General features: G+C 69.4%; 22 protein-coding genes. 4 read left to right on the top strand and 18 right to left on the bottom strand.

Features of this window, described 5'->3' with window-relative positions; genetic code table 11:
• The first annotated feature begins 35 nt into the window (after nucleotides 1-35).
• Nucleotides 36-920 (top strand): nitrilase-related carbon-nitrogen hydrolase, encoded by an 885-nt coding sequence (locus tag Q8O14_12500; protein ID MDP2361548.1) that lies wholly within the window; start codon nucleotides 36-38, stop codon nucleotides 918-920.
• Between the two features lie 241 nt (nucleotides 921-1,161).
• Here the strand turns inward: Q8O14_12500 and Q8O14_12495 are convergent, their stop codons facing one another.
• From Q8O14_12495 to pdhA, 9 genes are all read right to left on the bottom strand, one after another.
• Complete coding sequence (locus tag Q8O14_12495; protein MDP2361547.1) at nucleotides 1,162-1,542, bottom strand: hypothetical protein; 381 nt, start codon at nucleotides 1,540-1,542, stop codon at nucleotides 1,162-1,164.
• 137 nt (nucleotides 1,543-1,679) lie between these two features.
• The gene (locus tag Q8O14_12490; protein ID MDP2361546.1) at nucleotides 1,680-2,423 is read right to left on the bottom strand and encodes an RNA pseudouridine synthase; all 744 of its coding nucleotides are present in this window, start codon (nucleotides 2,421-2,423) and stop codon (nucleotides 1,680-1,682) included.
• Nucleotides 2,420-3,334, bottom strand: a complete 915-nt coding sequence (locus Q8O14_12485) for a class I SAM-dependent methyltransferase (protein ID MDP2361545.1) — start codon at nucleotides 3,332-3,334, stop codon at nucleotides 2,420-2,422. The genes Q8O14_12490 and Q8O14_12485 overlap by 4 nt, the downstream gene beginning before the upstream one ends.
• A 3-nt stretch (nucleotides 3,335-3,337) precedes the next feature.
• Nucleotides 3,338-4,276: a protease modulator HflC gene (gene hflC / locus Q8O14_12480; protein ID MDP2361544.1), complete on the bottom strand. Its 939-nt coding sequence runs from the start codon at nucleotides 4,274-4,276 to the stop codon at nucleotides 3,338-3,340.
• Nucleotides 4,273-5,292 carry an FtsH protease activity modulator HflK gene (hflK, locus tag Q8O14_12475; GenBank protein ID MDP2361543.1) on the bottom strand — a complete coding sequence of 340 codons (1,020 nt, stop codon included), beginning with the start codon at nucleotides 5,290-5,292 and terminating at the stop codon, nucleotides 4,273-4,275. Before hflK ends, hflC begins: the two co-directional genes overlap by 4 nt.
• A gap of 180 nt (nucleotides 5,293-5,472) precedes the next feature.
• A complete protein-coding gene (locus Q8O14_12470) occupies nucleotides 5,473-6,828 on the bottom strand; it encodes an FAD-dependent oxidoreductase (protein ID MDP2361542.1) in 1,356 nt (451 codons plus the stop codon).
• Between the two features lie 85 nt (nucleotides 6,829-6,913).
• Nucleotides 6,914-8,206, bottom strand: a complete 1,293-nt coding sequence (locus tag Q8O14_12465; GenBank protein ID MDP2361541.1) for a dihydrolipoamide acetyltransferase family protein — start codon at nucleotides 8,204-8,206, stop codon at nucleotides 6,914-6,916.
• 2 nt (nucleotides 8,207-8,208) lie between these two features.
• On the bottom strand, nucleotides 8,209-9,192 hold the full coding sequence (locus tag Q8O14_12460) for an alpha-ketoacid dehydrogenase subunit beta (GenBank protein ID MDP2361540.1): 984 nt from the start codon (nucleotides 9,190-9,192) through the stop codon (nucleotides 8,209-8,211).
• A complete protein-coding gene (gene pdhA, locus Q8O14_12455) occupies nucleotides 9,192-10,277 on the bottom strand; it encodes a pyruvate dehydrogenase (acetyl-transferring) E1 component subunit alpha (protein MDP2361539.1) in 1,086 nt (361 codons plus the stop codon). Before pdhA ends, Q8O14_12460 begins: the two co-directional genes overlap by 1 nt.
• 308 nt (nucleotides 10,278-10,585) lie before the next feature.
• On the opposite strand from pdhA, the gene Q8O14_12450 reads away from it, so the two are divergent.
• Nucleotides 10,586-10,987 (top strand): 6-carboxytetrahydropterin synthase, encoded by a 402-nt coding sequence (locus Q8O14_12450; protein ID MDP2361538.1) that lies wholly within the window; start codon nucleotides 10,586-10,588, stop codon nucleotides 10,985-10,987.
• 46 nt (nucleotides 10,988-11,033) lie between these two features.
• Here Q8O14_12450 and Q8O14_12445 read toward each other — a convergent pair whose 3' ends face one another.
• Nucleotides 11,034-11,435 carry a DUF302 domain-containing protein gene (locus tag Q8O14_12445; protein MDP2361537.1) on the bottom strand — a complete coding sequence of 134 codons (402 nt, stop codon included), beginning with the start codon at nucleotides 11,433-11,435 and terminating at the stop codon, nucleotides 11,034-11,036.
• Between the two features lie 165 nt (nucleotides 11,436-11,600).
• On the opposite strand from Q8O14_12445, the gene Q8O14_12440 reads away from it, so the two are divergent.
• Complete coding sequence (locus Q8O14_12440) at nucleotides 11,601-12,593, top strand: dihydroorotate dehydrogenase-like protein (GenBank protein ID MDP2361536.1); 993 nt, start codon at nucleotides 11,601-11,603, stop codon at nucleotides 12,591-12,593.
• A gap of 70 nt (nucleotides 12,594-12,663) precedes the next feature.
• Here the strand turns inward: Q8O14_12440 and Q8O14_12435 are convergent, their stop codons facing one another.
• From Q8O14_12435 to ychF, 6 genes are all read right to left on the bottom strand, one after another.
• Complete coding sequence (locus Q8O14_12435) at nucleotides 12,664-13,482, bottom strand: choice-of-anchor V domain-containing protein (protein MDP2361535.1); 819 nt, start codon at nucleotides 13,480-13,482, stop codon at nucleotides 12,664-12,666.
• 871 nt (nucleotides 13,483-14,353) lie between these two features.
• Entirely contained in the window at nucleotides 14,354-15,394 is a 1,041-nt protein-coding gene (locus tag Q8O14_12430) for a sulfite exporter TauE/SafE family protein (protein ID MDP2361534.1), read from the bottom strand.
• Nucleotides 15,384-17,204, bottom strand: a complete 1,821-nt coding sequence (locus tag Q8O14_12425; protein MDP2361533.1) for an ABC transporter ATP-binding protein — start codon at nucleotides 17,202-17,204, stop codon at nucleotides 15,384-15,386. The genes Q8O14_12430 and Q8O14_12425 overlap by 11 nt, the downstream gene beginning before the upstream one ends.
• A complete protein-coding gene (locus Q8O14_12420) occupies nucleotides 17,201-18,937 on the bottom strand; it encodes an ABC transporter ATP-binding protein (GenBank protein MDP2361532.1) in 1,737 nt (578 codons plus the stop codon). The genes Q8O14_12425 and Q8O14_12420 overlap by 4 nt, the downstream gene beginning before the upstream one ends.
• The gene (locus tag Q8O14_12415; GenBank protein MDP2361531.1) at nucleotides 18,921-20,678 is read right to left on the bottom strand and encodes a hypothetical protein; all 1,758 of its coding nucleotides are present in this window, start codon (nucleotides 20,676-20,678) and stop codon (nucleotides 18,921-18,923) included. The genes Q8O14_12420 and Q8O14_12415 overlap by 17 nt, the downstream gene beginning before the upstream one ends.
• Before the next feature lie 7 nt (nucleotides 20,679-20,685).
• Nucleotides 20,686-21,771 carry a redox-regulated ATPase YchF gene (ychF, locus tag Q8O14_12410; GenBank protein MDP2361530.1) on the bottom strand — a complete coding sequence of 362 codons (1,086 nt, stop codon included), beginning with the start codon at nucleotides 21,769-21,771 and terminating at the stop codon, nucleotides 20,686-20,688.
• Nucleotides 21,772-22,085: 314 nt separating this feature from the next.
• Here ychF and Q8O14_12405 point away from each other — a divergent pair, with 314 nt between their 5' ends.
• Nucleotides 22,086-22,946 (top strand): polysaccharide deacetylase family protein, encoded by an 861-nt coding sequence (locus Q8O14_12405; GenBank protein ID MDP2361529.1) that lies wholly within the window; start codon nucleotides 22,086-22,088, stop codon nucleotides 22,944-22,946.
• A 57-nt stretch (nucleotides 22,947-23,003) separates the two neighbouring features.
• Here Q8O14_12405 and Q8O14_12400 read toward each other — a convergent pair whose 3' ends face one another.
• Together Q8O14_12400 and wecB are read right to left on the bottom strand one after the other, a co-directional pair.
• Complete coding sequence (locus Q8O14_12400; GenBank protein MDP2361528.1) at nucleotides 23,004-23,699, bottom strand: lysophospholipid acyltransferase family protein; 696 nt, start codon at nucleotides 23,697-23,699, stop codon at nucleotides 23,004-23,006.
• Nucleotides 23,700-23,768: 69 nt separating this feature from the next.
• The gene (gene wecB / locus Q8O14_12395) at nucleotides 23,769-24,857 is read right to left on the bottom strand and encodes a UDP-N-acetylglucosamine 2-epimerase (non-hydrolyzing) (GenBank protein ID MDP2361527.1); all 1,089 of its coding nucleotides are present in this window, start codon (nucleotides 24,855-24,857) and stop codon (nucleotides 23,769-23,771) included.
• Nucleotide 24,858: the final 1 nt, after the last annotated feature.

Raw genomic sequence — 24,858 nt, 5'->3', positions numbered from 1 at the left:
TGGGCATCCTGGAAACGGCAAAGAGGAGGATTCGGGTGGCTGATTCCAGTGGAAGACCGGACGGACCGGCTGCCAGCGTGCGGCTGGGAGTGCTCCAGCTGGATCCGGAGCAGGCCCCCCCGCTCGCCCGGCTGCCCGACCGGCTGGAGGACCTGGCGGACCAGGGCGCCCGGGTCATCCTGCTGCCCGAGTTCTGGAACGCGACTTTCGACGGCGGACGCCTCGCCCGGGGGACCCTGGAGGACGAAGGGGCCTTGTCCCCCCTCCTGGCCTGGAGCGCGCGGCGGCCGGGCCTGCTGCTGTGCCCCGGGTCACTGCCCCTTCGATTGAGGGACGCTCGAACACCGGCCCTGGCCAATCGCACCTGGCTCATCCAGGATGGCCGCATCCTGGCCCGCTACGACAAGCTGCACCTCTTCGGTCCCATGGGCGAGCCGGCGTGGGTGCGGGCGGGCGACACCCCTTGCGTCGCCGATTTGGTCATGGACGGGAAGCGGTTGCGGGTGGGTCTCGCCATTTGCTACGACCTGCGCTTCCCCGAGCTCTTCCGCGACCTGGCCGCCCGCGGCGCCGAACTGGTGCTGCTCCCCGCCCAGTGGCCGCGGGCACGGCACCTGGCCTTCCATCACTTGCTGCGCGCCCGGGCCATGGAGAATGGCATCACGGTGGCGGGAGCCAACCGGCTGGGGCGCAGCGGCAACACCGCCTTCGACGGCGGCAGCGCGGCCTATGGCATGGGGGACGGGCATGTGTTCCTGGAACCGCTCTATGATCGCGAGGGGGCGGTGGTGGACCTGGACCTGGCGGCGGTGCGGCAGGAGCGCGCAGGGCTGGATGCCGTGGCGGATCGGCGCTACGGGCTTATGCCACCGGGTGGTGGAAGCGAAGCGGCGCGTGGTGGGACCGGGGCGAGTCCCTGAGGCGCTCATCCAGACAGTTTTTTTTTGCGCCCTCCCACCTCCCCCCACCCGCCCTTCGAAGGGCGTCATGGGGAGCGAGCCGCCAAACGGAAAAGCTCCAGGTCAGGTTCCCGGTCCGTGGGGTGTTTTTCGCAGGATTCAGTCCGCCACCGTTGATCGACTGGACGCTGGGGCAACCTGCAGGACCCACCCCCGACCGGATGTGTCGTCCTGGTGACAGGGCAGGGGCGGACGCCCGACCCTATGGGGTGTGCCGTCCCAGTCGATCCACCCCTTTGTTCAAGGCATGATCCGCCCCATCCCCGAGAAAGCGATCCCACAGGTCCTCCAGCAGCTCCTCCGTGGACCCGTCCACCCGCTCCCCGGCCAGCGGGGCCAGCTCCGAGGGTGCCGGACCCAGCTCGACGATCCGCACGCCGGCCCGCCAGGCCGCCACCACCACGGCCGCCACTTCCGGGGTCCGGCAGGGGGCGCCCGCCACCAGGCAGAGATCCGCCCCCAGGGTCAGGAAGCGTTTGGCCAGGCTGCCCGCATCTCCTTGTAGCAGTCCTTGCCGACCATGCCAGGCCGCCGCCCCGCTCTCCTCGTCCACCAGGAGGACGTCCTCGAAGAAGCGGGACATCTCAAGGACGATAGTCGCGCCGGGGCTCGGGAGACCGGTGGCGGGGAAAAGGCCGGGGGCGCAGAGGACGATCAGGCGCCGGCATGTCTCCAGCCGGGTGCGGAGAGCCGCCACTCCGGTGGCAGGGCCGCGTCCGCCTACCAAGAGCCCCACTTTGCCGGCAGGGGCGCCGTCCAGCTCATGCGCCGTCCACCGGCCGGATGGGCCGCCGCCAGCCCGGCCGCGAAGAGGGCCAGCTGCCCCTCCGGCAGCGGCGACGCGGCGCCATACTTGAGGTCCCCGACGAGGGGGTGCCCCAGGGCGGCGAACTGGACACGGATCTGGTGGGGGCGGCCAGTCTCAAGGCGGATCTCCACTTCAGTGGCCGGGCCGTGGCCGGGCAGGAGGCGGCGCTCCAGCAGGCGATAAGCCAGGCGGGCCTCCCGCCCCGCGGCATCCCCGGCGTCGGCCAGGCGCACGAAATTGCGGTCTCGCTCCTTGGCCAGCCGGTGCTCAAGGCGGCCTTCGGCGCGGTCGAGGGTCCCATGCAGCCAGGCCCGGTAGACCTTGCCCACGGTGCGGCGGCGGAACTGGGCGCTAAGCCGGGCGGCGGCCTGCGAGGTGCGCGCCAACAGGACAAGTCCGGCGGCGGGGCGGTCCAGGCGGTGGATCAGGCCCAGCCAGGCGCGGCCCGGCTTGTGGTAAATCCTTTCCACCCAGGCCCGACCCCAGGAGAGAAGATCCAGGTCGCCGCTCTCATCCTCCATCACCGGCATGTTGAAAGGCTTGACCAGGATCAGGAGCCGGGCGTCGCTCCACAGGACCCGGGGCGGGCTGCCTGGCCAGACGCCCACCGGCTGGTCGCCGTCCAGCTCGGGAACTGGGCGGACGAGTCCACTCACCGCCCGCTCCGCGCCGACCAGCGGGCGAAGACGCTGCAGGGCAGCTGGCGGGAGGGCAGCCCCGGACGGGCCTCCTCATCCAGGCGCAGCTCGCCCAGCTCGATTCCGTCCTCCGGCAGGTGGGCGGCCAGCAACTGTCCGATGACAGTGGCCGAGTAGCCCAGGGAGTAGGCATGGACCAGGAGGAAGTCCGCCTCGTCTCCCAGCAGGCGGCGGCAGTCGGCCAACAACGGACCCACATGCGTCTCGAAGCGGAAGACCTGGCCTTTGGGGTCCCGGCCGTAGGCGGGCGGGTCCAGCAGGATGCCGTCATAGCGGCGGCCGCGCTTCAGCTCGCGGCGCAGGAAATCACCCGCGTCGTCGGTGATCCAGCGCAGGGCCGCCTCGCCCAGGCCGGAATGGGCCTGGTTGCGCCGTGCCCAGGCCACCACCTCCCGCGCGGCGTCCACGTGGCAGACCTCGGCCCCGGCGGCGGCCGCCGCCAGGCTGGCGGCGCCCGTGTAGGCGAAGAGGTTGAGGACGCGGGGGGCGCGGCCGGGATGGCGCTCCCGCCAGGCGCGCAGGCCTTCCTGCAGCCAAGACCAGCTCGGCTCATGCTCGGGAAAGATGCCCGTGTGTTTGAAAGGGGTCAGGGCCAGTTCGAAGGCGAGGTCGCCATGGCGGACCAGCCAGGGCTGGGGAAGGGGAGCGCGGCGCTCCCAGTGGCTGGTGCCGAAGCGCTGCTCGCGGTGGAACCAAGCCGTCGCCGCTTCCCAATCCGCGCGCGGCAGGCGCGGCGACCAAAGGGCATGGGGGTCTGGTCGCGCCACCGACACCTCCCCGAACTGCTCGAGCCGGTATCCATTGCCGGAATCGAGCAGGCGGTGGAAGGCACAGCGGCCCACATGGGCCTGGATCGCACCCAAGGCCACCGGTCAGCGGCCCCCCCTCGACAGGAAACGGTAGAACTCGCTCGAAGTGGAGAGAATGAGCGCCGTCTCTCCGTTGAAGCTTTCCTGGTAGCTCTCCATCGTGCGCATGAAGGTGTAGAAATCCCGGGTCTGCTGGTTCTGGTTGTAGGCTCCGGCATAAATGCGCGTGGCCTCGGCGTCGGCTTTGCCCCGCACCTCCTCGGCCTTGCGGTAAGCCTCGGAGCTGATCGTCTTCAGCTCGCGCTCCCGCTCGCCGTTGATGCGGCTGGCCTCGCCCTGGCCTTCGGAACGGTACTGGTCGGCGATGCGGCGCCGCTCGCTGATCATGCGCTCGTAGACCTTCTGGCGCACTTCCTCCACATAGCCGATGCGCTTGAAGCGGATGTCCAGCACCTCGATGCCCAGGTCCTTGACCCGCGCCTGGGCATTGGCCAGGATCTCGGCACTGATCACTTGCCGCCCGGTGTTGATGGGGCCGGCCCCTTCCCCGGCCAGGGAATCCACGTCCTCCGCGCTGATCAGGGTGCGATTGGTGGTGCGCACCAGTTCCACCAGGTCGTGACGGGCCACGGCCGTGCGCGCCTCGCCGTCCAGGATATCGTCCAGGCGGCTGTGGGCGCCGCGCTCATCCCGCAGCCGCTGGTAGAAGAGCAGCGGGTCGACGATGCGCCAGCGGGCGTAGGTGTCAATCCAGATGAACCGTTTGTCCCGGGTCGGCACCTGGTTGGGATCCCCGTCCCAGGCCATGAAGCGCTTGTCGAAGCGATGCACCTCCTGGATGAGCGGCACCTTGAGATGGAGGCCGGCCTTGGTCACGGCGCCGCCCACTGGACGGCCGAATTGCGTGATGATGACCTGCTCCGTCTCGTTGACCTGATAGATCGCCGACAGGATCAGGAAGAGCCCTGCCGCGGCGATGCCGATCTTGACGCCCAGTTTCATCGTGCACCTCCCGTGCCGGCCCCTGTGGCCGCAGGGGCGGCCTGTCCATCAAAGAGCATGAGTGGTAGCAGGCCCTTGGCCGCCTCGTCCAGCACCACTTTGCGCCCGCTTTTGGCCAGCACGTCGCGCATCGTCTCCAGGTAGATGCGGGTCCGTGTCACCTCGGGCGCGCGCTGGTATTCGGTGAAGAGGGAATTGAAGCGGGTCGCCTCGCCGCGGGAGCGGTTGACGCGGTCCATGGCATAGCCCTCGGCCTGCTGCAGGGTCTGCTCCGCCTCGCCGCGGGCCCTCGGTATGATGCGGTTGTACTCGCTGCGGGCCTCGTTGATCAGCTTCTCGCGTTCCTGCTGGGCTTCATTCACCTCGTTGAAGGCGGGCTTGACGCGATCGGGCGGGTTGACGTCCTGCAGCACGACCTGTTCGATCTTGATGCCCGTCTCGTACTGCACGCAGAGCAGCTGCAGCTCCTCCTCGACGGCCAGGCAGACCTCCTGGCGTCCCACCGTCAGCACCTCGTTGACGCTGCGGTCGCCCACCACCCGCCGCATGACGGCCTCGGTCATGTCGCGCAGGGTCTCGCGCGGTCCCCGCACGCGGAAGAGGTACTTGAAGGGATCGGCCACCCGGTACTGGATGATCCACTCCACATCGGCCAGGTTGAGGTCGCCCGTCATCATGAGGGATTCACCCGAGAAATCCCCCTTGGCATACTGTGTGTTGACGCCGGCCTTGGCCGTGCGGAAGCCGAACTCCTCCTTCAACTGCCGCTCGACAGGCACCTTCGTCACCTGCTCGATGCCGAAGGGGAACTTGAGATGAAGGCCGGGATCCACCTTTCTCGTGTAGGCGCCGAAGCGCAGCACGACGCCGACTTCCTCGGGGCCCACCGTGAACCAGGAACTGAGCGCCAGCACGAGCAGCAGGACGATGCCCAGCAGGTGGCCGGCCCGCTGGCGCAGGCGGTCCATCCATTCGCCCCAATCTGCTTCGAGGTTGATTTCCTTGAATTCCATCATGAACCTCGCCATTGGCTGGTGGGAGTGACACAATCAATGTAGAGCATGGGCGGGACAGGGGCATGGAACGCGGCCTGCTCCGTTCGCCTGCAGAGCGGGACGGCAGGGACGGACGGTTGAGCGCCGCCGCGCCGGGCGGGATTCATCGCGACGGGCTGGCCGGACCGGCCGGCCCGACCATCACTTGTGCAGGGGGCGCTCCAGGGCGTCGACGCTGGCCTCCCAGAAGGCCTCGCTCAGGGTGGGGTGGGCATGGATGGCGCCGGCCACGTCCTCCAGCGTCGCCTCCAGCTTCATGTGGGCCACCGCCTCGCTGATCAGGTCGGTGGCGCTGGCCGCCACCACGTGCACGCCCACCACCTCGCCGTAGGGCTCGGTGGCGAGCACCTTGACAAAGCCCTCGGTGTTGCCCTCGGCCAGGGCCTTGCCGTTGACGGAGAGGCTGAATTCTCCTTTGCGGTAGGGCAGATTCAGCTCCTTCAACTGCTCCTCCGTCATGCCCACGGCGGCGATCTCGGGATCCAGGTAGAGGTTGACCGGGATGCGGGCCACGTCCACCGGCTGTTCTCGGCCCGCCATGTGGCTGACCGCCGCCGTTCCCTGGGCGCTGGCTGCCTGGGCCCAGAGCAGGCCGGTCACGTCGCCGGCGGCGTAAAGGCCGGGCACGTTGGTGCGCCCGTGCCCGTCCACGACAAGGAAGCCCCGCCCATCCCGGGCGGGGTGGAGCGATCCCAACCGGGGCACCACGGGGAGGCGGTCGGCGCTGTTCACCACCAAGCCGCACGGGAAGGTCTCCCCCTCGATGGAAAGCTGGCCAGCCTCGGGTGAATGGGGAGCCGCCACACCCAGGTGGAGGGGAATGCCCAGCTTCACCATGCGCTTGTGGACGTAGTCCCGCAGATCGTGGTCCAGAAAGCCGAGCAGGTGCTGGTCGGGCGCCGCCAGGCGCACCGCATGGCCGGAAAGCCGCAGCATGAGGGCGATCTCGCAGGCGGCGCCGTTGGCCCCCCACACCAGGATCTCGTCCGGCAGGTCCTGGCGCGCGAAGAAGGCGGGCACGGTGGCCACCAGGGACGCCGGCAGGCTGGCCAGTGCCCTGTCGTCGGGCACGGCGCCCGTGGCCAGCAGGATGTGCCGGGTCTCCAGCAAACGATCGTCCACCCGCACGCGGCCCGCGTCCTCGATGACGGCCTCGCCCTGCACCACGTCGACCGTGCTCTTCTTCATGAGGAACTCGACGCCGCGCACCAGTTTGAGGACGATCTTGTCCTTGCGCGCCGAGGCCTTCCTCCAGTTGAAGCGCAGCGCCGCCGGATCGATCCCGTCGATGCCAAAGGACCCGGCCCGGCCGATCCGATCGAAGAGCTTGGCGCTCTCCATCAACGCCTTGGATGGGATGCAGCCCCAGTTCAGGCACTGGCCGCCCATCCGGGCGCGCTCGACCAGCGCGGTCTTGAGACCCAACTGGGCGGCGCGGATGGCGGCGACATAACCGCCCGGCCCGCCGCCGACAATCACGCAATCGAAGGCTGCCATGTCCCACCCGCTCTCATTTGGTCCATTTCCAGTTGCCCGGCCTCGTCGCGGTCGCAGGCGGACGACAAAGCCGCCTCCCGCCGGTTCAGTCCATCAGCATGGCGATGGGATCGGCCAGCAGGTCCATCACCTCGCGCAGGAAGCGCGCCGCGTCGCCGCCGTCGATGATGCGGTGGTCCACGGCCAGCGACAAGGGCAGCACATGGCCGGGCAGGACGGCCCCCGCCTTCACCACCGGGACCTCCCGCAGTCGGCCGACGCCCAGGATGGCCGACTCCGGCGTGTTGATGATGGGGGCGCCGTGGATGCCGGCGATGGCGCCGTAGTTGGTGATGGTGAAGGTGCCGCCCCGCAGCTCGTCCAGGCGGATCTGCCGGGTGCGCGCCCGCTCCGCCAGGTCGGCGATGCGCATGGCCAGCTCGCGGATGGAGAGCGTGTCGGCGTCCCGGATGACCGGCACGATCAGGCCGTCGGGCGTGTCCACGGCCAGGCCCAGGTGCACGAAGTCGTGCCAGGTGACGGTTCCCGCCTCCATGTCCAGGCGGCTGTTGAGCTTGGGGTGGCGGCGCAGGGCCAGCGCCACGGCCCGGCAGATGAAGGGCATGTAGGAGAGGCGCAGGCCCATTGCCTGGTAGCGGGGGCGCTGCGAGTCGCGCAGCTCGACCAGGGCGCCCACCTCCACCTCCTCGCAGGTGGTGGCGTGGGGCGCGCTGAACTTGGACCGCACCATGCGCGCCGCCACCGTCTTGCGCAACTGGCTGAGCGGCTCCACCCGCGTGCCGCCGCGGGTTTCCGTCGCCAGGGGGGGCGTCGGCGCGGTCGGGGCGTCCGCCGGCTGGACGGCGGGAGCCTGGGACGCGCGCTGGATGTCGGCCTTCATCACGCGGCCCTGGGGACCGCTGCCCGTCACCTGGTTGAGATCCACCCGGAGGTCCATGGCCATGCGGCGCGCCACGGGTGTGGCCTGCGCGCGGCGCCCGGGGGCTGCTCCGGACGTGGGGGCGGGAGCCAATCCCTCACCCGTGGCGGGCATCACCTCGGGACCGGTGGCCACTTCGATGTTGCCCACCACGCCCGGTCCCGCTTCCCCGGCCGCGGAATCAGCGGTGGAGGGTTTCGCCGCCAGGGGCGAGGCCTGGCCTTCCGTGTCCAGCTCGATGAGCGGATTGCCCACGAGCAGGATCTCCTCGGGCCGGCCGTGCAATTTCCTCACCCGGCCGGAGCGTGGCACCGGGATGTCCGCCACCACCTTGTCCGTCTCCACCTTGGCGATGAGGTCGCCCTCCTTCACCTGGGCGCCCTCCTGCACGTACCACTGCAGCAGCTTGCCCTCGGTCAGGCCCTCGCCCAGGTCGGGGAAATGGAACACGTAGGCCATGGTCACTCCGGAAAGCTGTGGAGCTGGATCAGCTCGTATAGGACCCGCTCCGGCGTCGGCATGTAATGGTGCTCGCCCATGGGCAGCGGCATGATCGTGTCGAACCCGCAGATGCGGCGGGGCGGCGCCTCCAGCCAGAGCAGGGCCTCCTCGTTGACGCGGGCGACCAGTTCCGCCGCCACGCCGAAGGACATGGGGCCCTCATGCAGGATGGCCAGGCGGCCGGTCTTGCGCACCGATTCGAGCACGGTTTCGGTGTCCAGCGGGTAGATGGAGCGCAGGTCGATCAACTCCACCGAAAGGCCCTCCTTCGCCGCCAGCTCCACCGCCTGGCGCGCCACGCGCATCATGGCCCCGTAGGCGACAAGCGTGACGCGCTCCCCGGCCTGCACCAGGCTGGCCTTGCCCAGGGGAATGCGGTAGGGCTCCTCCGGCACCTCCTGCCGGAAGGCCCGGTAGACCTTTTTCGGCTCCATGAAGAGGACGGGATCCTCGCACTCGATGGCGCTGATGAGCAGGCCCTTGGCGTCGTAGGGGGTGGAGGGGATGACCACCTTGAGCCCGGGGATGTGGGCCATCATGGCCTCCATGCTCTCGCTGTGCAGCTCGAGGGCCTGGATGCCTCCGCCGTAGGGCAGGCGGATGGTGAGGGGCGCTGTGAAAACGCCGCGGCTGCGGTTGCGCATGCGGGCCACATGGGTCACCAGCTGGTTCATGGCGGGGTAGATGAACCCGCAGAACTGGATCTCCATCACCGGCCGCAGCCCGGCCACGGCCATGCCCAGCCCGGCGCCCATGATGACGGACTCGGCCAGCGGCGTGTCGAAGACGCGACGCTCGCCGTACTTGGCTTGCAATCCTTGGGTCACGCGGAAGACGCCGCCCTCGTGCCCGGCGTCCTCGCCGAAGACCAGCACCCGCCCGTCGTCCTGCAGCTTGAAATCCAGGGCCGATTGGATGGCCTGGACCAGGTTCATGGCGGGCATCAGCGGGCCTCCTTCCAGCTCAGGTAGGCTTCAAAGGCCGCCTGCTGGCGCACCAGCTCGGCCGGTCGATCGGCGTATTGAAAGGCGAAGACCTCGTCCACGGGCGTTTCGTGCAACTCGTCCACCTCCCGCATGGCGGCGTCGGTCTCGGCCACGGCCTCCTGCCGGCAGGCCTCCTCGCGGGCATCATCCCACTGGCCCCGGCTCTCGAGCAGGCGGCGCACCCGGACGAGCGGGTCGCGGGCCTCCCATTGCAGCTCCTCCTCGCGGCTGCGGTAGAGGCTGGGATCGTCGGCCGTGGTGTGGGGACCCATCCGGTAGGTGAGGGCCTCGATCAGGACGGGCCCCTTGCCCGTGCGGGCGTGGTCGGCGGCAGCGGCGGTGGCGGCATGGACGGCGAGCAGGTCGTTGCCGTCCACCTGCAGGCCTGGCATGCCGTAGGCCACGGCCTTCTGGGCCAGGGTGGGGGTGAGGGTCTGCCGCCGGCGATTGAGGGAAATGGCGTACTGGTTGTTGTTGCAGAAAAAGATGACGGGGCAGCCGAAGAGGGCGGCCCAGTTGAGGCCTTCGTGAAAATCCCCCTGGGAGGTGCCGCCGTCCCCGAAGTAGACGATCACCACCTCCCGCCCACCCTGGTAGCGGATGGCGTGGCCGATGCCGGCGGCGTGCGTGATCTGCGAGCCGATGGGCACGGACAGCGGCAGGATGCGGGGATGGCCGGGGTGGACGGCGCCCCATTCGCTCCCCTTGAAATAGAGCAGGTGGTTGCGGATGGTGGCCCCCTTCACCAGCAGGGCGCCCAGCTCCCGGTAGGACTGCACCATCCAGTCGTCCGCGGCGAGGGCGAGGGCGCTGCCCACCGCCGCCGCCTCCTGCCCCTTGTTGACGGGCAGGGTGTGGATGCGCTTCTGGCGCTGGAACTGGAGGGCTTTCTCGTCGGCAACCCGGGCCCGCAGCATGTGGCGGTAGGCGGCGACCAGGGCCTCGCCCTCCAGCAGAGGCTGATGCTTGCCCTTGACCAGCCGGCCGGACTCATCCAGCATCTGCAGGATCTTCCCCTTGAGCGGGTCGTAACTTGTCAGCACGAATCGCCTCCTTGTTGCAGCTGCCTTGGCAGCCAGTCGGACTTGGCCGCTGCGCGGTCTTCATCGCCCCAATCGGCCCGGATTTTTCACAGATTTCTTGCACATACCACCAGTATGCGCTGCGAAATCTCCGAAGGACCGGCCTCGATCTGGGCGCAAATCCCATTGAAGGTCCAAGCCCGACAGACTGCTGGTCGGGAATCCACGGCCCGGCGCGAGGCGGGGCCTCCCGGCTCACAGGCGCGCGAAGAAAGTTTGGAATGATAACTTTGCGGGCAGCAAGATCCAACATTGTCAGGCGGATCCCCATGATCATCTTGCATAAAGTCTTCCATTTTTGTGCCGCCCACCGCTACTGGAATCCTGTCCTGAGCGAGGAGGAAAACGTCGCCGCCTTCGGGGAGGATGTCCGCCTCCATGGCCACAATTACCGCCTGATCGTGTCTCTCACCGGCGAGCTGGATGAGCGGACGGGTTTCGTGGCGGATCTGGGGCGGATCAAGACGGTGGTTCGGGAACGGGTCATCCGGGTGCTGGACCATGCCCGCATCGACACCGACATCGACTGGTTCTCCACCCGGCAGCCTTCCACGGAGAACCTGCTGCGCTGGATCCGGCTGCAGCTGGTGGATGAGGAGCTGGGCTGCCGCGTGGTGCGTCTGCGACTCCACGAGACGGAGAGCATCTACACGGATCTGGTGGCGGATTGAGACCGTCGCCTCTTGCCGCGACAGGCTGGCAACAGGTCAGGCTTGGTCAGGCCCCCGCTTCCAATCGCTCCAGCACGCGGCGGATGCGCTCGCCGACCGCCTGGCCAAGGTCGGCCAGGGTGGGCGCCACGGTTCCCATGAAGGCGGGGTCCATGGCCCACACTTCACGATGGCTGCCCAGATCGCGGATGACCACGTTGCAGGGCAGCAGCACCCCGACAGCCGGTTCGCGCCCCATGGCCTCGTGGGCGAAGGTCGGGTTGCAGGCGCCCAGGATGAGGCAGGGCGCCTCATCGACCCCCAGCTTGGCCTTGAGCGTGGCGGCCATATCGATCTCGGTGAGCACGCCGAAACCCTCGTCCGCCAACAGGCTGCGACAGCGCGCCTCCACCTCGGCCATGGGCAGGGGGCTAAGCAGGCGCAGGGCAAAGGGTCGGGGCTGGTCCATGGCTGGCTCCACGTTGGCCCGGCTGTTGCTTCCGCCGGCCCGGCCGGGATGCGGACCTGGCGGTGTGCGTGAGCGAGGTCCGGCCGCGCCTTGCACCACCTTCGTCTTGTCAGTACCTTAACAGTTCAGACAGAAACCTTGAAACGAGCCTTTGAGGAGATCTCGATGGATCTTTCCACCAGTTACATGGGGCTTCAGTTGCCCAATCCGCTGATCGCCTCGGCCTCGCCCCTTTCCCGCGAACTGGACACGGTCAAGCGGCTGGAGGAGGCGGGCGTCGCCGCCATCGTCATGTATTCCCTCTTCGAGGAGGAGATCCGCCACGCCGAGCTGGAGCTTTTCCACCATCTCGAGCAAGGCAGCGAGAGCTTCGCCGAGGCGATGGGCTACTTCCCCGATCTGGGTCACTACCAGTCCGGCCCCGATGGCTATCTGGAGCAGATCCGCCGCCTCAAGCAGGCCCTCTCCATCCCGGTCATCGCCAGCCTCAACGGCGTGACGCCGGGCGGCTGGATGGACATGGCCCACAAGATGGAGCAGGCCGGCGCCGACGGCATCGAACTCAACATCTACACCATCCCAACCCATCCCGATCTGGATGGCGCCGCCGTGGAGCAGCTCTACCTGGACGACCTCGCCCAGGTGCGCAAGGTGGTCGGCGTGCCCGTCGCCGTCAAGCTCTCCCCCTTCTTCAGCAGCCTGCCCAACATGGCGCGCAAGCTGGAGCAGGCCGGGGCCGACGCCCTCGTCCTCTTCAACCGCTTCTACCAACCGGACATGGACATCGAGAACCTGGAGGTGGTGCCCGAGGTCCGGCTCAGCAACTCGGGCAGCCTGCGCCTGCCCCTGCGCTGGACCGCCATCCTGCGCTCCGTGGTGACGCGGGCCAGCCTCGCCCTCTCCACGGGCGTCCACACCGGGCGCGACGTGATCAAGGCGACCATGGCCGGGGCCGACGCCTGCCAGCTCTGCGCCAGCCTGCTCATCCACGGTCCCGAGCACGCCCGCGGCCTGCTGGAGACCATCCGCCACTGGATGGAGGAACACGAATACGAGTCCCTGCGCCAGATGAAGGGCAGCATGAGCCTGGGCAAGGTGGTGGATCCCGCCGCCTTCGAGCGGGCCAATTACATGAAGGCCCTGCGCGAGTATCGCTGATCCGCCAAGCACGACAAGCCACGAAAAGGGGAGGCCGTGCTTCCCCTTTTGCATGGACTGAATCGGAGGCTCACTTCACCAGCAGGAGGCGCTTCACCTCGGCCGCGCCGTTCAACTCCAGGCGGGCCAGATAGACGCCGGCGGCGGCGGGTCGGCCGCCCTGCGCCAATCCGGCCCAGCGCGCCGTGTACTCGCCCACGCCATGCCAGCCCTGGGCCAGCCGGTCCACCAGACGGCCAGCCAGATCGTAGACCTCCAGCCGCGCTTCGCCGGGGACATCGAGGCGATAGCGCAGGGTGGTGCCGGGATTGAAGGGGTTGGGATAGGCGTCCAGCAGGGCGAAGCCACGGACAAGGACGGGCGCCATGCCCGTGGGGAACTCCGTCGTGAAGGAGGCCGTGTAGATGTAGTCGCCACTGTTGCTGAAGTTGCCGTTGGCCGCGTTGCCGGCGGCGTAGAAGGTGACCGGTCCCACGTCGGTGGCCGGGGCGATCCAGTCGCAGGTCCAGCTCACCGGGCCGTCCGCCGTGCCGGCCTGGGTTCCGGTCGTGGTGTGCTTCACGTAGCTGTTGCCGCCCGTGCTGCTGCCCTGGGTGTTGACGAAGTCCGTGACCAGGAGCGCTCCCAAGTCCAGGGGGGTCATCTGGAAGCCCCAGCGGGACTGGCCGGCGTGGGCCAGCGTGACCGTGATGGGATAGGTCTGGCCCGGCTCATACTCGTCCGGACCGCTGATGGTGAGCAGGCCGCTGCCGCTGTTCAAACCGAAACTGTCATGACATTGGATGCAGGTGCCTTCGCCGGGCGCGCCCGTGAGGCCGTTGGGCGGACCGCTGGCATAGCCGAAGGCCAGGGCCGGACAGACAAGCAAGAGCCAGATGCGGGTCGACATGGATCCTCCTGACATGGTTGAGTCCCTTCCGCGAGCATCCGCCGGCGAAGCCCCGGGATGGTCCGCGCGAAGCCACCGAAGCGGCAAAAACCGCAGCACCCTGATTGACAAAGGAAAGCCAGGCTGAACCGCCCGTTCCGCTTGTATTGACATACGACAGGGCGCCCGCAAATCTGCCAGAATACGTCATAACTAACAATGTGTCAGCATGTCGAACTTGTGACAATCCAAGGTCTTGTTGAAATATTTCATGGCATGAAATATTATGTGGCCGGTCTGGCGGCGTCAAGCTGGCAGCCCCGCCCTCATGGTTGTGCGGGTGGAAGCAGATTGTGCGAATCCTGGGAGGCCATGTGCAGATCACCGACAAGGCGCGGGAGCGCCTGCAGGCCATCCTGGCCGAACACCCCGGCGCGGGCTTGCGTGTCACCATCGCCGGCCACGGGTGAGGCGGGCCCCGCCTGGGGCTGGCTCTGGACGAGCCGCAGGAGAGTGATAAACAGCTTCACGTCAATGGGATCCTCGTGCTGATGGATTCCCAGGAGCGGGAGTGGGTGGAGGAGGCGGTGGTGGATTACCGCCAGGGTCGAGACCGGGCGGCTTTCAGCATCAGCACTGGACGCGACGCCTGCTACTGAGGCGAATTGGCCCCCTGGTGTCGCCCTGGTGTCGCCCTGGTGTTGCCCTGGTGTTGCCCTGGTGTTGCCCTGGTGTCGCCCTGGTGTTGCCCTGGTGTTGCCCTGGTGTCGCCTTGGTGTTGCCCTGGTGTTGCCCTGGTGTTGCCCTGGTGCCGCCCTGGTGTTGCCCTGGTGTTGCCCTGGTGTTGCCCGGGGGTTGCCCGGGGGTTGTCCCCGTGGGCTGCTGATGATCATCAGGTGGCGCTCCGTCGGCGCAAGCGGTCCAGGAGGGCATGCTGCAGCCAGGAGAGAAGCGGTGCCATGCCCAGGGCCACGCCCACCGTGCCCAGCCAAAGGTGAAGCGGATCGCGGGCGCACCAGTCGGCGAAGGGCCGCAGCCAGTCCCGCCCCAGGGTCGTCGCGGCCCGCGCGGGGGATGCCTCCAACCCGATCAGGGGCAGGGCGAGGCGCAGCGCGGCGGCCAGGAGCACCAGGGCGAGCAGGCGCTCCAACAGCCGGCTCTCCAGGTGCGACTTGAGCCGCGTGCCCACCACCGTGCCCACGCTGCCCGCCGTGATCAGGATGAGGGAGAGGCGCGGATCGATGAAGCCCGTGTGCAGCACATGGCCCGTGCTGACGGACAAGGTGCCCAGCAGGACGGCGATCTGGCTGACGGGGACCAGCTCCTGCAGGGGGCGGTGGAAGAGGGCCAGGAGGACCGGCACGTAGAAGATGCCGCCGCCCACTCCCAGCAAGGATGCCACCAGGCCGCCCCCCAGCGAGGCCAGGACGGGACCCAGGGCGCTGACCGGCGCCTCCTCCCAGGGACTCTGGTAGCGCAGGGGCATGTGGAAGAGCCAGCGGCGGGCGGTGTCCCCGCGGGACAGCTTCTTGCGCAGCAGGTGATAGGCCATGTAGGCCAGCAGGACAAGGAAGCCGGCGCGGATCATGAGGTCCACCAATTCCGGCTTGCCCAGGCGGCCCAGCCAAAATGTCCCCGCTTGCCCGCCCGCCACGGCGGCCGCCCCCATGAACAGACCCAGCCGCCAGTCGACCCGGCGCCGCGGCAGGTCGTGCACCAGCGAGTCGGCCGCATTGGCGATGATGGCCACGTTCATGCTGCCGGCGGCGATGCGGGGCGGCACGCCCAGGGAGATGAGCAGGGGCGTGACGATGACGCCGCCGCCCACGCCGAAGAGGCCGGCCGTGAGCCCCCCCAGCAGGCCGGCCATGAGCAGGACCCAGAAGGAGGCGGTCACCCCGTCCGCCAGCAGCATGATCGGCTCAAGCTGCACGGTCCGCCTCCCCCACCGGCTGCTCCAGCTGCCAGAGGCGATGGTAGAAGCCCTGCGCCGCCAGCAGCTCGTCGTGGCGGCCCCGCTCCACCAGCCGGCCCTGGTGCAGGACCAGGATCTGGTCGGCGGCGCGGATGGTGGACAGGCGATGGGCGATGACCAGAGAGCTGCGTCCGCTCATCATTTGGGCGATGGCCTGCTGGATCAGCTCTTCCGACAAGGAGTCCACGCTGCTGGTCGCCTCGTCCAGCACCAGGATGGCCGGATCCCCGGCCAGGGCCCGCGAGAAGCTGACCAGCTGGCGCTGGCCGCCGCTGAGCAGCTGACCCCGTTCCCCCACCGGCTCCTCATAGCCCAGGGCGCGCTGTCCGGCCAGGCGGTCCAGGCCGGTGCGCCGCGCCGCCGCCTCCACCGCCCCCACCGGCAGCTCGCGCCCCAGGCGGATGTTGTCGGCCACCGTCCCGGAGAAGAGGAAGACATCCTGGAGGACGATGGCCATGCGCCCGCGCAGGGCGGCCGCATCCCACTGGCGGATGTCCACGCCGTCCACCAGGATTCGTCCGCGCTGGAACTCGTAGTAGCGCAGCAGCAGGCCGGCCACGCTGCTCTTGCCGGCGCCCGTCCAGCCCACCAGGGCCGTGCTGGTGCCGGCTTCAATGCGGAAGGAGAGGTCCTGCAGCACCCAGTTCTCCCCTTCATAGGCGAAACAGACCCCCTCGAACACCACCTCTCCCCGCCGTGGCGGAGCGGGCGGACCGCCGGGCGCGCCCACCAGGCCACCAGCCAGGGCGGCCGGCTCGTCCAGCAGTTCGAAGACACGCTCGGAGGCGGCCATGGCGCTCTGCAGGATGTTGTACTTCTCGGCCAGGTCGCGGATGGGGCGGAAGAAGCGATCGGCGTAGGCCAGGAAGGCGACCAGGGCGCCGAAACTCAGGCTGCCCTCCAGCAGGCGTCCCGCCGCCGCCCAGATGATGGCCGCCGTCGCCACGCTGCCCAGCAGCTCCATCAGCGGGAAGAAGACGGCGAAGTAGAAGATGGTGCGGACATTCTCCCGCATCAGCTCGTCGTTCATGCGGGCGAAGCGCTCCCGGGTGCCGCGCTCCCGCCGGAAGAGCTGGACCACGGCCATGCCCGTGATCGTCTCCTGCAGGAAGCCCGTCACTTCGCCCACCAGGGCCCGCACGCGGCGGAAGGCGGCCCGGGTCAACCGTTTGAACTGGAAGCTGGCCAGGAAGATGAAGGGCACCACGGCGAAGAGGACCAAAGCCAGGCGCCAGTCCATCCAGAGGAGGGCGGCGGCGATGGCGACCAGCAGCAGGATGTCCTGGAAGATGAGGATGAGGCCGCCCGTGAACAGCTCGTTCAAGGATTCCACGTCGTTGGTGATGCGGCTCATCACCTGACCGACGGGGTGGCGGTCGAACCAGGCCAGGGGCAGGCGCAGGACGCGGGCGAAGACCCGGCCGCGCAGCTTGAGGACGATGCTCTGGCCGATCCAGCCCGTGGTCAGCTGCTGGGCGTAGCGCAGCAGGAAGGCGCCCAGGGAGAGTCCCAGGAAGGCCAGGAGGGATCGGAAGAGCCCGGCCAGGTCGCGCCCCGCCACATGCACGTCGATGGCGTGGCGCGTCACCAGGGGCACGGCCGTCTCCAGGGCGGCGGCGCCCAGGATCATGAGCAGGGCGAGGAGGGCTCCCCGCCAGTGCGGCCGCAGGTAGGCGGTGAGACGGCGCAGGAGGCGGCCGTCCAGTCCGCGCTCGCTGTCGGAGGCGCGGCCATGGCGCATGCCCCCGCCCATGCCCATCCCGTTCATGCCGCCTCCTCGAGGGCGCTGCGCAGCTCCTGGCGGCGCCACAGCTCGGCGTAGAGGCCGCCCCGCTTCACCAGCTCGTCATGGGTGCCGCGCTCGACCATGCGGCCCTGGTCGAGCACGATGATGACGTCCACCTCCCGCATGATGGAGAGCCGGTGGGAGGCGATGAGCACGGTGCGCCGGGCCATCACGTCGCGCAGGCGGTGGACAAGGGCCTCCTCGGTGCGCGTGTCGATGGCGGAGAGGGCATCGTCCAGCAAGAGGATGGGGGCCTCGGGCACCAGGGCGCGGGCGATGGTGGCCCGCTGCTTCTGTCCGCCGGAGAGGGTCACGCCCCGCTCGCCCACCAGGGTCTCCCAACCGGCTGGCAACTGGGGCAGGTCCTGCTCGAGGCGGCTGTCCGCCGCGGCGCGCTCCAGCTCGGCGCGGGGGGCGTCGGGCCGCCCATAGGCCACGTTGCCGGCCAGGGTGGCGCTGAAGAGGAAGGCGTCCTGGGGCACGACCGTCATCATGGAGCGCAGCAGACCGGGATCGAGGCTGCGGATGTCATGGCCGTCCAGCAGGATGCGACCGCGGTCGGGATCGGCCTGCCTCGCCAGCAGGCGCAGCAGGGTGGATTTGCCGCAGCCGGTCAGGCCCACGATGCCCATGGCCTGACCCGGCTCCAGGTCGAAGCTGAGGTCCTGGAGGGCGTCCGCCTCCGCGTCCGGGTAGCGGAAGCCCAGTCCCTGCACGCTCAGGCGAGCTTGCAGGCGGGGCCGGGCGCCGCCCCAGGCCAGCTCGACGGAGGCGCCCAGCACCTCGTTGAGCCGTCGCATGCCGGCGCTGCCGCGCTGCAGCAGGCTGAGACTCCAGCCGGTGGCCACCATCGGCCAGGACAGCAGGGTCAGGTAGGTGGAGAAGGCCACGTAGTCGCCCAGGGTGAGGGCACCCTCGACGATGAGGCGTCCGCCCTGCCACAGAACCAGGCCCTGTCCCAGGGCGAAGAGCAGGCCGAGCAGCGGCCGGAAGGCGCTTTGGAGGCCCACCAGCCGCATCTGCAGGCGACGGTACTCCACCAGCTGGTCGTCGAAGCGGCGGGCCTGATGCTCCTCGCGGACGTAGGCCTGGATGACGCGGATGCCGGAGAGGGCCTCCTGCACGACGGTGGAGACGCGCCCGAAGCAGCGCTGGGCATCCATTGTGGCCAGGTGGATGCGGTGGGAGAGCCACCAGACCAGGCCGCTGATGACGGGCAGCAGGGCCAGCACGATGCCGGTGAGGGCGGGGTGGATGAGCAGCATCATGGTGAGGGCGTAGGCGCTGAGCAGGATCGTGTCCAGCGAGTACATGAGGGCCGGTCCGGCCGCCATGCGCACGTTCTCGATGTCCTGGGTGGCGCGGCTCATGATGTCGCCCGTGTAGCGCCGGGCGTAGAAGCTCCGCGGCAGCTCGAGCAACCGCTCCAGGTAGGTGGCGCGCAGGTCGCGCTCCACCCGCCGCGAAGTGCCGATGAGGATGCGGCGCATGGCGAAGCGGGCCAAGCCCTGGCCCAGGCTGATGGCCAGCAGCCAGCCCAGGTACCAGCCCAGGGAGTGGCGCACCAGGCCGTCGCGCAGGTCGTCCACGGCCAGGCCCAGCACGCGCGGGCCGAAGATGAGGATGGTGTTGGTGACCAGCACGAAGAAGGCGCCCACCAGCAGGCGGGAACGGTAGCGGACCAGCAGGCGGAAGATCTCACTCAGCTGACGCATCGACCTCTTCCTCCGACCCATCTCGCCCCGGGGGATCGGCTGTGGGCGGCCCGGCGGGGGCGCCGTCGAACTCGCGGCCGGCCTCCAGGTCCTCGCGCCGGATGCGGCCCAGCGCGGCCAGCCGCTCCTCCATCTCGCTGAGCAGGCCCTCCCCCCGCGGCGTGACGGGCTTGACGAGAGCGGGCGGCTGTGGCCGCCAGGCCAGGCCCGGCGGCGGGAGCTGGTGCAGATGCTGACGCAGCCAGGCGAGCGGGAAGGGGGCGCAGGCTGCCAACAGATGGAACCAGTCGGCCGAGGCGGCCTCCCGATGCGCACGGCGCCAGCGGCGGCCCGCCTCGCGGAAATGGAGCAGACGCAGGGCGGCGGCGGCCTGGCTGCCCGGCTCCCTGACCAGGCGCCGCCAGGCGGCCTCGCCCGCCCGCGCGGACAAGGCGGCCTCGCGGCAGAGGCGCTCGCGGATTTCCTCCTCGCCGCGACTGCCCAGCCGGCGCTCCAGGTCGGCGCGCGCCAGCAGCCAGTCCAGCTCCTCGCGGCGGGCCTGGCAGAGGCGCACACGCAGGTCGCCCGCCTGCCAGCCGGCCTGGAGGGCCCAGTCCCCGGCCCAGCGGGCCCAGGCTTCCAGGTCCGCCGGGCGCAGAAGGACGGCCACCACATCGCGCGCCGGGTCACCACCTTCCTCCCGGGCTGCGGCCAAGCGCCAGGCGCGACCGGGCAATCCTTCCCGGGCGACAAGGAGCGGCAGGAGGGCGTGGCCGCATGATTCCAGGAATGATTCCAGCTCCTCCGGCGCCAGCAGGGAGAGGTCGGCCAGGCCGAGGGCCGCGCCCGACCCGTCACAGGCGGGATCCGGCTGGTCGGGCGACAGGCCGGGCGAGAGCCGCACAGCCAGGCGGCCCGCGGCAAGGCCCAGGCGGTCCAGGTGGCGGGCCAGCTCGCCGACCAGCCGCTGGTGCAGCCAGCGCCAGTGCTCGGCGCGGGGCGGATCCAGGGCCAGCTGGGCCAGGATCCAGGGGAGGTCGCCGCCGGGGGCCTCGGCCGAACCCAGGAAGCGTTGCCGGAGGAGGAGGGCGCGGCGCGCCGCCTCGCGGCGGACGCGGCCCAGCTCCTCCTCGATCCGCTGCAACAGGGGAGCCAGCTCCCAGCCACCCTCGGTCCCGATCTCCGCCCACCTGTCTGGACCGGCGGGCGGGGGGGTCGGGGGAAGCTCCTCCACCCGGCGGGCCAGCTCTTCGAGGGGGCCCAGGGCGGGATCCGCTTCGCCGCCCGACAGGCGGGGCAGACGATGGCCCAGGTGAGCGGCCAGGGCGCGCAGGCGCTGGGCGGCGGCGCGTCCCTCCTCGCCGTCCCCGCCCAAAGGGGGAGCCTCGGGGCCGAAGAGGGGCCGGGACAGCTCGTCCAGCCGCCGCAGCCGCTCCAGACACCGGGCGGGATCCGCCTCCAGATCCGACTCCAGGGTGTCCGCGACCAACGCCACCACCTCGCCGCGAGCGGGCGGGTGGGCCAGGGCGGCCTCCTCCCGGTCCAGCAGGCGTCGGGCCAGCGCCAGGCGGCCGGCCTCCATCGGAGCGGCTTCCGGGACGGCCTGCTCCTCCAGGCGGCGGCGCGCCTCGGCCAGCAGCGACAGCAGCGCCGAGCGACCGGCGGGACCCAGATCGGGCCAGGCCCGCAGGAGGCCGTCCGCGGGCGGCTCGCCCGCGGGGCGCAGCCAGCGCCAGTGCTCGCGGAAGGAGGATGGGAACACGGCCTGGTCAGACATTGAAGCGGAAATGGACAACCTCCCCCTCCTGCACCAGGTACTCGCGGCCTTCCAGGCGCAGGCTGCCCTTCTCCTTGCAGGCGGCCATGCTGCCCAGGCGCAGGAGTTCGGCGGAGGGGACCACTTCGGCGCGGATGAACCCTTTCTGGATGTCGCTGTGGATGACCCCGGCGGCCATGGGGGCGGTGCTGCCGCGGCGCAGGGTCCAGGCCCGGCACTCGTCCTCGCCCACGGTGAAGAAGGTCTCGAGGTCGAGCAGGGCGAAGCTTTCCCGCAACACCCGATGAAGGGCCGGCTCCTGGATGCCGTACTCGGCCAGGAACTCGCCGGCCTCCGCCTCGTCCAGCTGCGCCAGCTCCATCTCGATGCGGGCGCTCACCTGGAGGAAACGCTGACCACCGCCCGCCTTGGCCTGGCGCAGGGCCTCCAGCCGGGACTCGTCGCGCACCGCGTTGTCCTGCACGTTGAGCACGACCAGGAGCGGCTTGAGGCTGAGGAAGGCGTAGGAGCGCAGCACCCGGCGGCGCGCCTCGTCCAGCTCCAGGGTGCGCAGGGGCCGCTCCTCCTCCAGCGCGGCGTGGCAGAGCTTGAGCGTCTCCAGCTCGAAGGCCTGATCCTTCTCCTTCACCTTCATCATCTGTTTCTCCAGCCGCTCGATGCGGCCCTCGCAGATGGCCAGGTCGGAGAGGATGAACTCGTCGCGGGCGGTGCGGAAGTCCCGCTGCGGGTCGGCCGGACCGTCGGGGTGGGGGCGGGCCGGGTCGTCGAACGCGCGGAGGACCAGCAGAAGCGCCTCGCAGGGTTTGAGCGCCTGCAGGACGTCGGCGGGAAAGCCGCTGGAGCGCCGTCCCTCGCCGGAGAGGCCGCCCAGATCCACGTAGTTGACCGTGGCGTGGACCGTGCTGCGCGGCTTGAAAAGCCGGGAGAGCTGCTCCAGCCGCTCGTCCGGGACGCGGGCTACGCCGCGGTTGGCGCTCTTGCGGCCGCCGGCGTAGCCCAGATCCACCCCCAGGCCGGTGAGTGCGTTGAACAATGTGGTCTTGCCCGCCTGGGGCAGGCCGATGATGCCGATTTCCATGGATTCCTTCCGCGAGCTTGCCGATGCCAAAGGAGCAAATGCAATATAGGGGGAGGGTCCGTCATCTCAGATTTGATGTCATCCCAGCGGAAGCTGGGATCCCGCGGGAGGATCATCCATACCACCCATCCCGTCGCCTCACGGCGCCGGTGCCGGGATAGCGGGCCACCAAGTGCCACGCGTGGCGCTGGTCAAAAAAGGATGGGATCCCAGCTTTCGCTGGGATGACAAGTCCTCAGGATGACAGTTCTGCAGAATGACAGGCCCGGCGGATCTTCGACGGAGGAACGGGTCAGGGTACCATTTGGAGCATTATGCGGTTCCATTTCCTCAGCGTCGACCTGGAGAGCGCCCACCACGCGGCCAATCTGCAAGCCCGGCTGCGGCGGCTGGAAGACCGGCCGCTCAAGGAGCAGTTGGGCCAGCGCGTGGTCTATGGCACCCGGCGCCTCCTGCGGCTCTTCCACCAGTTCCAGACCCAGGCCACCTTCTTCGTCCTGGGCGAGGTGGCGCGCCAGCATCCCGCCCTCATCGACGAGATCGCCGCGGCGGGACACCGCATTGCATCCCACGGGCTGGGCCACCGCCGCGTCTTCCGGCAGGACCTGGGCGACTTCCAGCGGGACCTGGCGGAGAGCCTGGCCTTGCTGCGGCCCTGGGAGGCGGCCTGGGGCGGAGGACCTGGATACCGGGCGCCGGATTTCAGCCTGCCGCCCCTCGAAAGCCATTATGAAGCGCTGCGCTCGGCCGGCTTCGCCTGGTCGAGCAGCCTGATGGCGGCGCGCCTCTCCCCGCGCCTGCTGGCCGGCGTCCCGGCGGAGCGCCGCCGCGACCTGGTGGAGGGCCGCCCCCATCAGGTGACGATTCCCTCCGGATCCATCCGCGAGTATCCGCTGGCCGGCCGTCGCATCCTGGGGCAACCGCTGGCCTGGGGAGGCGGCTTCTGGCTGCGCGCCCTGCCCATGGCCTGGAACTTGTCCCACATGCGGGACTGGAACCGCGGCGGACGCAGCTTCCATCTCTACGTCCACCCCTGGGAGCTGGATCTGGAGCAGCCCCGCCTGCGCCTGCCCGTCTGGCGGAGCCTGCGCCAGTACCACGGGCTGGAGCGCTTCGAGGGGCGCCTGGAGCGCGTGCTGGGGGAGTTCCGCTTCCAGCCCATCGGGGAGGAGTAGGAGGGGTCGGGCGGGAGGCGGGGGCTTCCATCCAAGGCGGCGTGATCCGTGGATGGTTCAGGCCTGGGGCGGGAAGAGGTTGAAGTTGTCCCGGGCCCGCTGGAAGGAACGCTGCAGGCGTTGGATCTCCCCGCGCAGGCGCTCGGCGAAGGTCGCCCAGCCCTCCCGGTCGGCGGGGTCGCCCTCGTAGCGCAGGGGCTTGCCGTAGACGACGCTCACCTTGAAGGCCTTGGGCACGTTGTGGCCCTTGCCGAAGGCCTTGTGGGCGCCGTCGATGTAGACGGGCAGGACGGGCAGGCCGTACTTGGCTGACAGGTAGCCCACGCCCACCTTGAAGGACTTGATCTCCCCGTCCACGCTGCGCGTCCCCTCCGGAAAAATGATGATGCTGTGCCCGCGGGCGAGGGCCTCCTCAGTGGGGACGAAGGCCTCGTGCAGCTTGGCCGAGCGTTCGATGGGCAGCACGTTCATGAAGAGGCGGAAGAAAAGGCCCTTCAGGCGGTTGGAGAAGAAGTAGTCCTTGGCCGCCACCGGATGCACGCGGTGCATGCAGTGGAAAGGGAAGGCCGAGAGCAGCACGGCGGCGTCGTAGTGGCTGGTGTGGTTGGAGACGATGATCTGCTGTTGGTCCTCCCGCAGGCGCTCCCGGCGGTGGTAGGTGACGCGGTTGTAGCCGAAAAGCCAGGTGTCCAGCGCCATGTGCAGGCCGGTGCGGATGGCGCGCTCCACGGCGTGGGAGATTCCAGTGAACATGGGCAATCCATCCCAGGGTGCTCCGCGCGCGGGGCCGTCCCGCGCGGGGGCGCAAGGTAGGAAATGCCTTCAGGCCAGGGATTCGAAGAGAGTGCGGATCCGCTCCGCCGCCCGGCCGTCCCAAAGGGGAATCTCTCCACCCGGCTTGCCGCGGCCTTCCATCACGGCGGTGTAAGCTTCCAGCACCTTGTCCCGCCGCGTGCCGGTCAGGTAGTTGGTGCCCAGGTCCACCGTCACGCCGCGCTCCGTGTTCTCCCGCATGGTGATGCAGGGGATCCTCAACCAGCTGGTCTCCTCCTGGATGCCGCCCGAGTCGGTCAGCACCAGGCGGGACTGGCGGTAGAGGTCCAAAAAGTCCAGATAAGAGAGCGGGTCGCAGAGCTGCAAGCCCGGCATGCTGGCCAGGCGATCCTCCAGGCCGAAGGCAGTGATGTTCTTTCGGGTGCGGGGATGGATGGCGAAGATGAGGGGCAGCTCGCGCTGCACGATCTCCAGGGTGCCCAGCAGGTCGGCCAGGATTTCCGGGTTGTCCACGTTGCTGGGACGATGGAGGGTCACCACGCCGTAGGCGCCAGGCCGCAGGTTGAAGCGCGCCGGCGTGCCGCGGCGGGCGGCCTTGGGCAGCATGAGAGCCAGCGTGTCGATCATGGTGTTGCCCACCATGTGGATCTTCCCGGCGGGAATGCCCTCGGCCAGCAGATTGCGGTCCGCCTCATGGCAGGTGGTGAGCAGCAGGTCGCTGATCACGTCCGTGACCAGCCGGTTGATCTCCTCGGGCATGGCGCGGTCGCGGCTGCGCAGGCCGGCCTCCACATGGCAGACGCGGATGCCCAGCTTGCTCGCCACCAGGCTGCAGGCGGCCGTGGAGTTGACGTCCCCCACCACCAGCGCCCAGTCCGGGCGCAGGTCCAGGCAGGCGGGCTCGAAGCGCTTCATGATCTCCGCCGTCTGCACGGCATGGCTGGCGCTGCCCACCTCCAGGTTGAGGTCGGGGCGGGGAATCTCCAGCTCGTCGAAAAAGCTCTGGCTCATGGCCTGGTCGTAGTGCTGGCCCGTGTGGACGATCTTGAAGTCCACGGAGCTGTCCGCGAAGGCCCGGGCGAGGGGGGCCACCTTCATGAAGTTGGGGCGGGCCCCCACCACGGCGACAACGCGCATG

It is taken from the genome of bacterium, assembly GCA_030685015.1.
GTDB lineage: Bacteria > CAIWAD01 > CAIWAD01 > CAIWAD01 > CAIWAD01 > CAIWAD01.
Note: the sequence above shows the minus strand (reverse complement) of the source record. Positions and strands in the feature narration are given on the sequence as shown.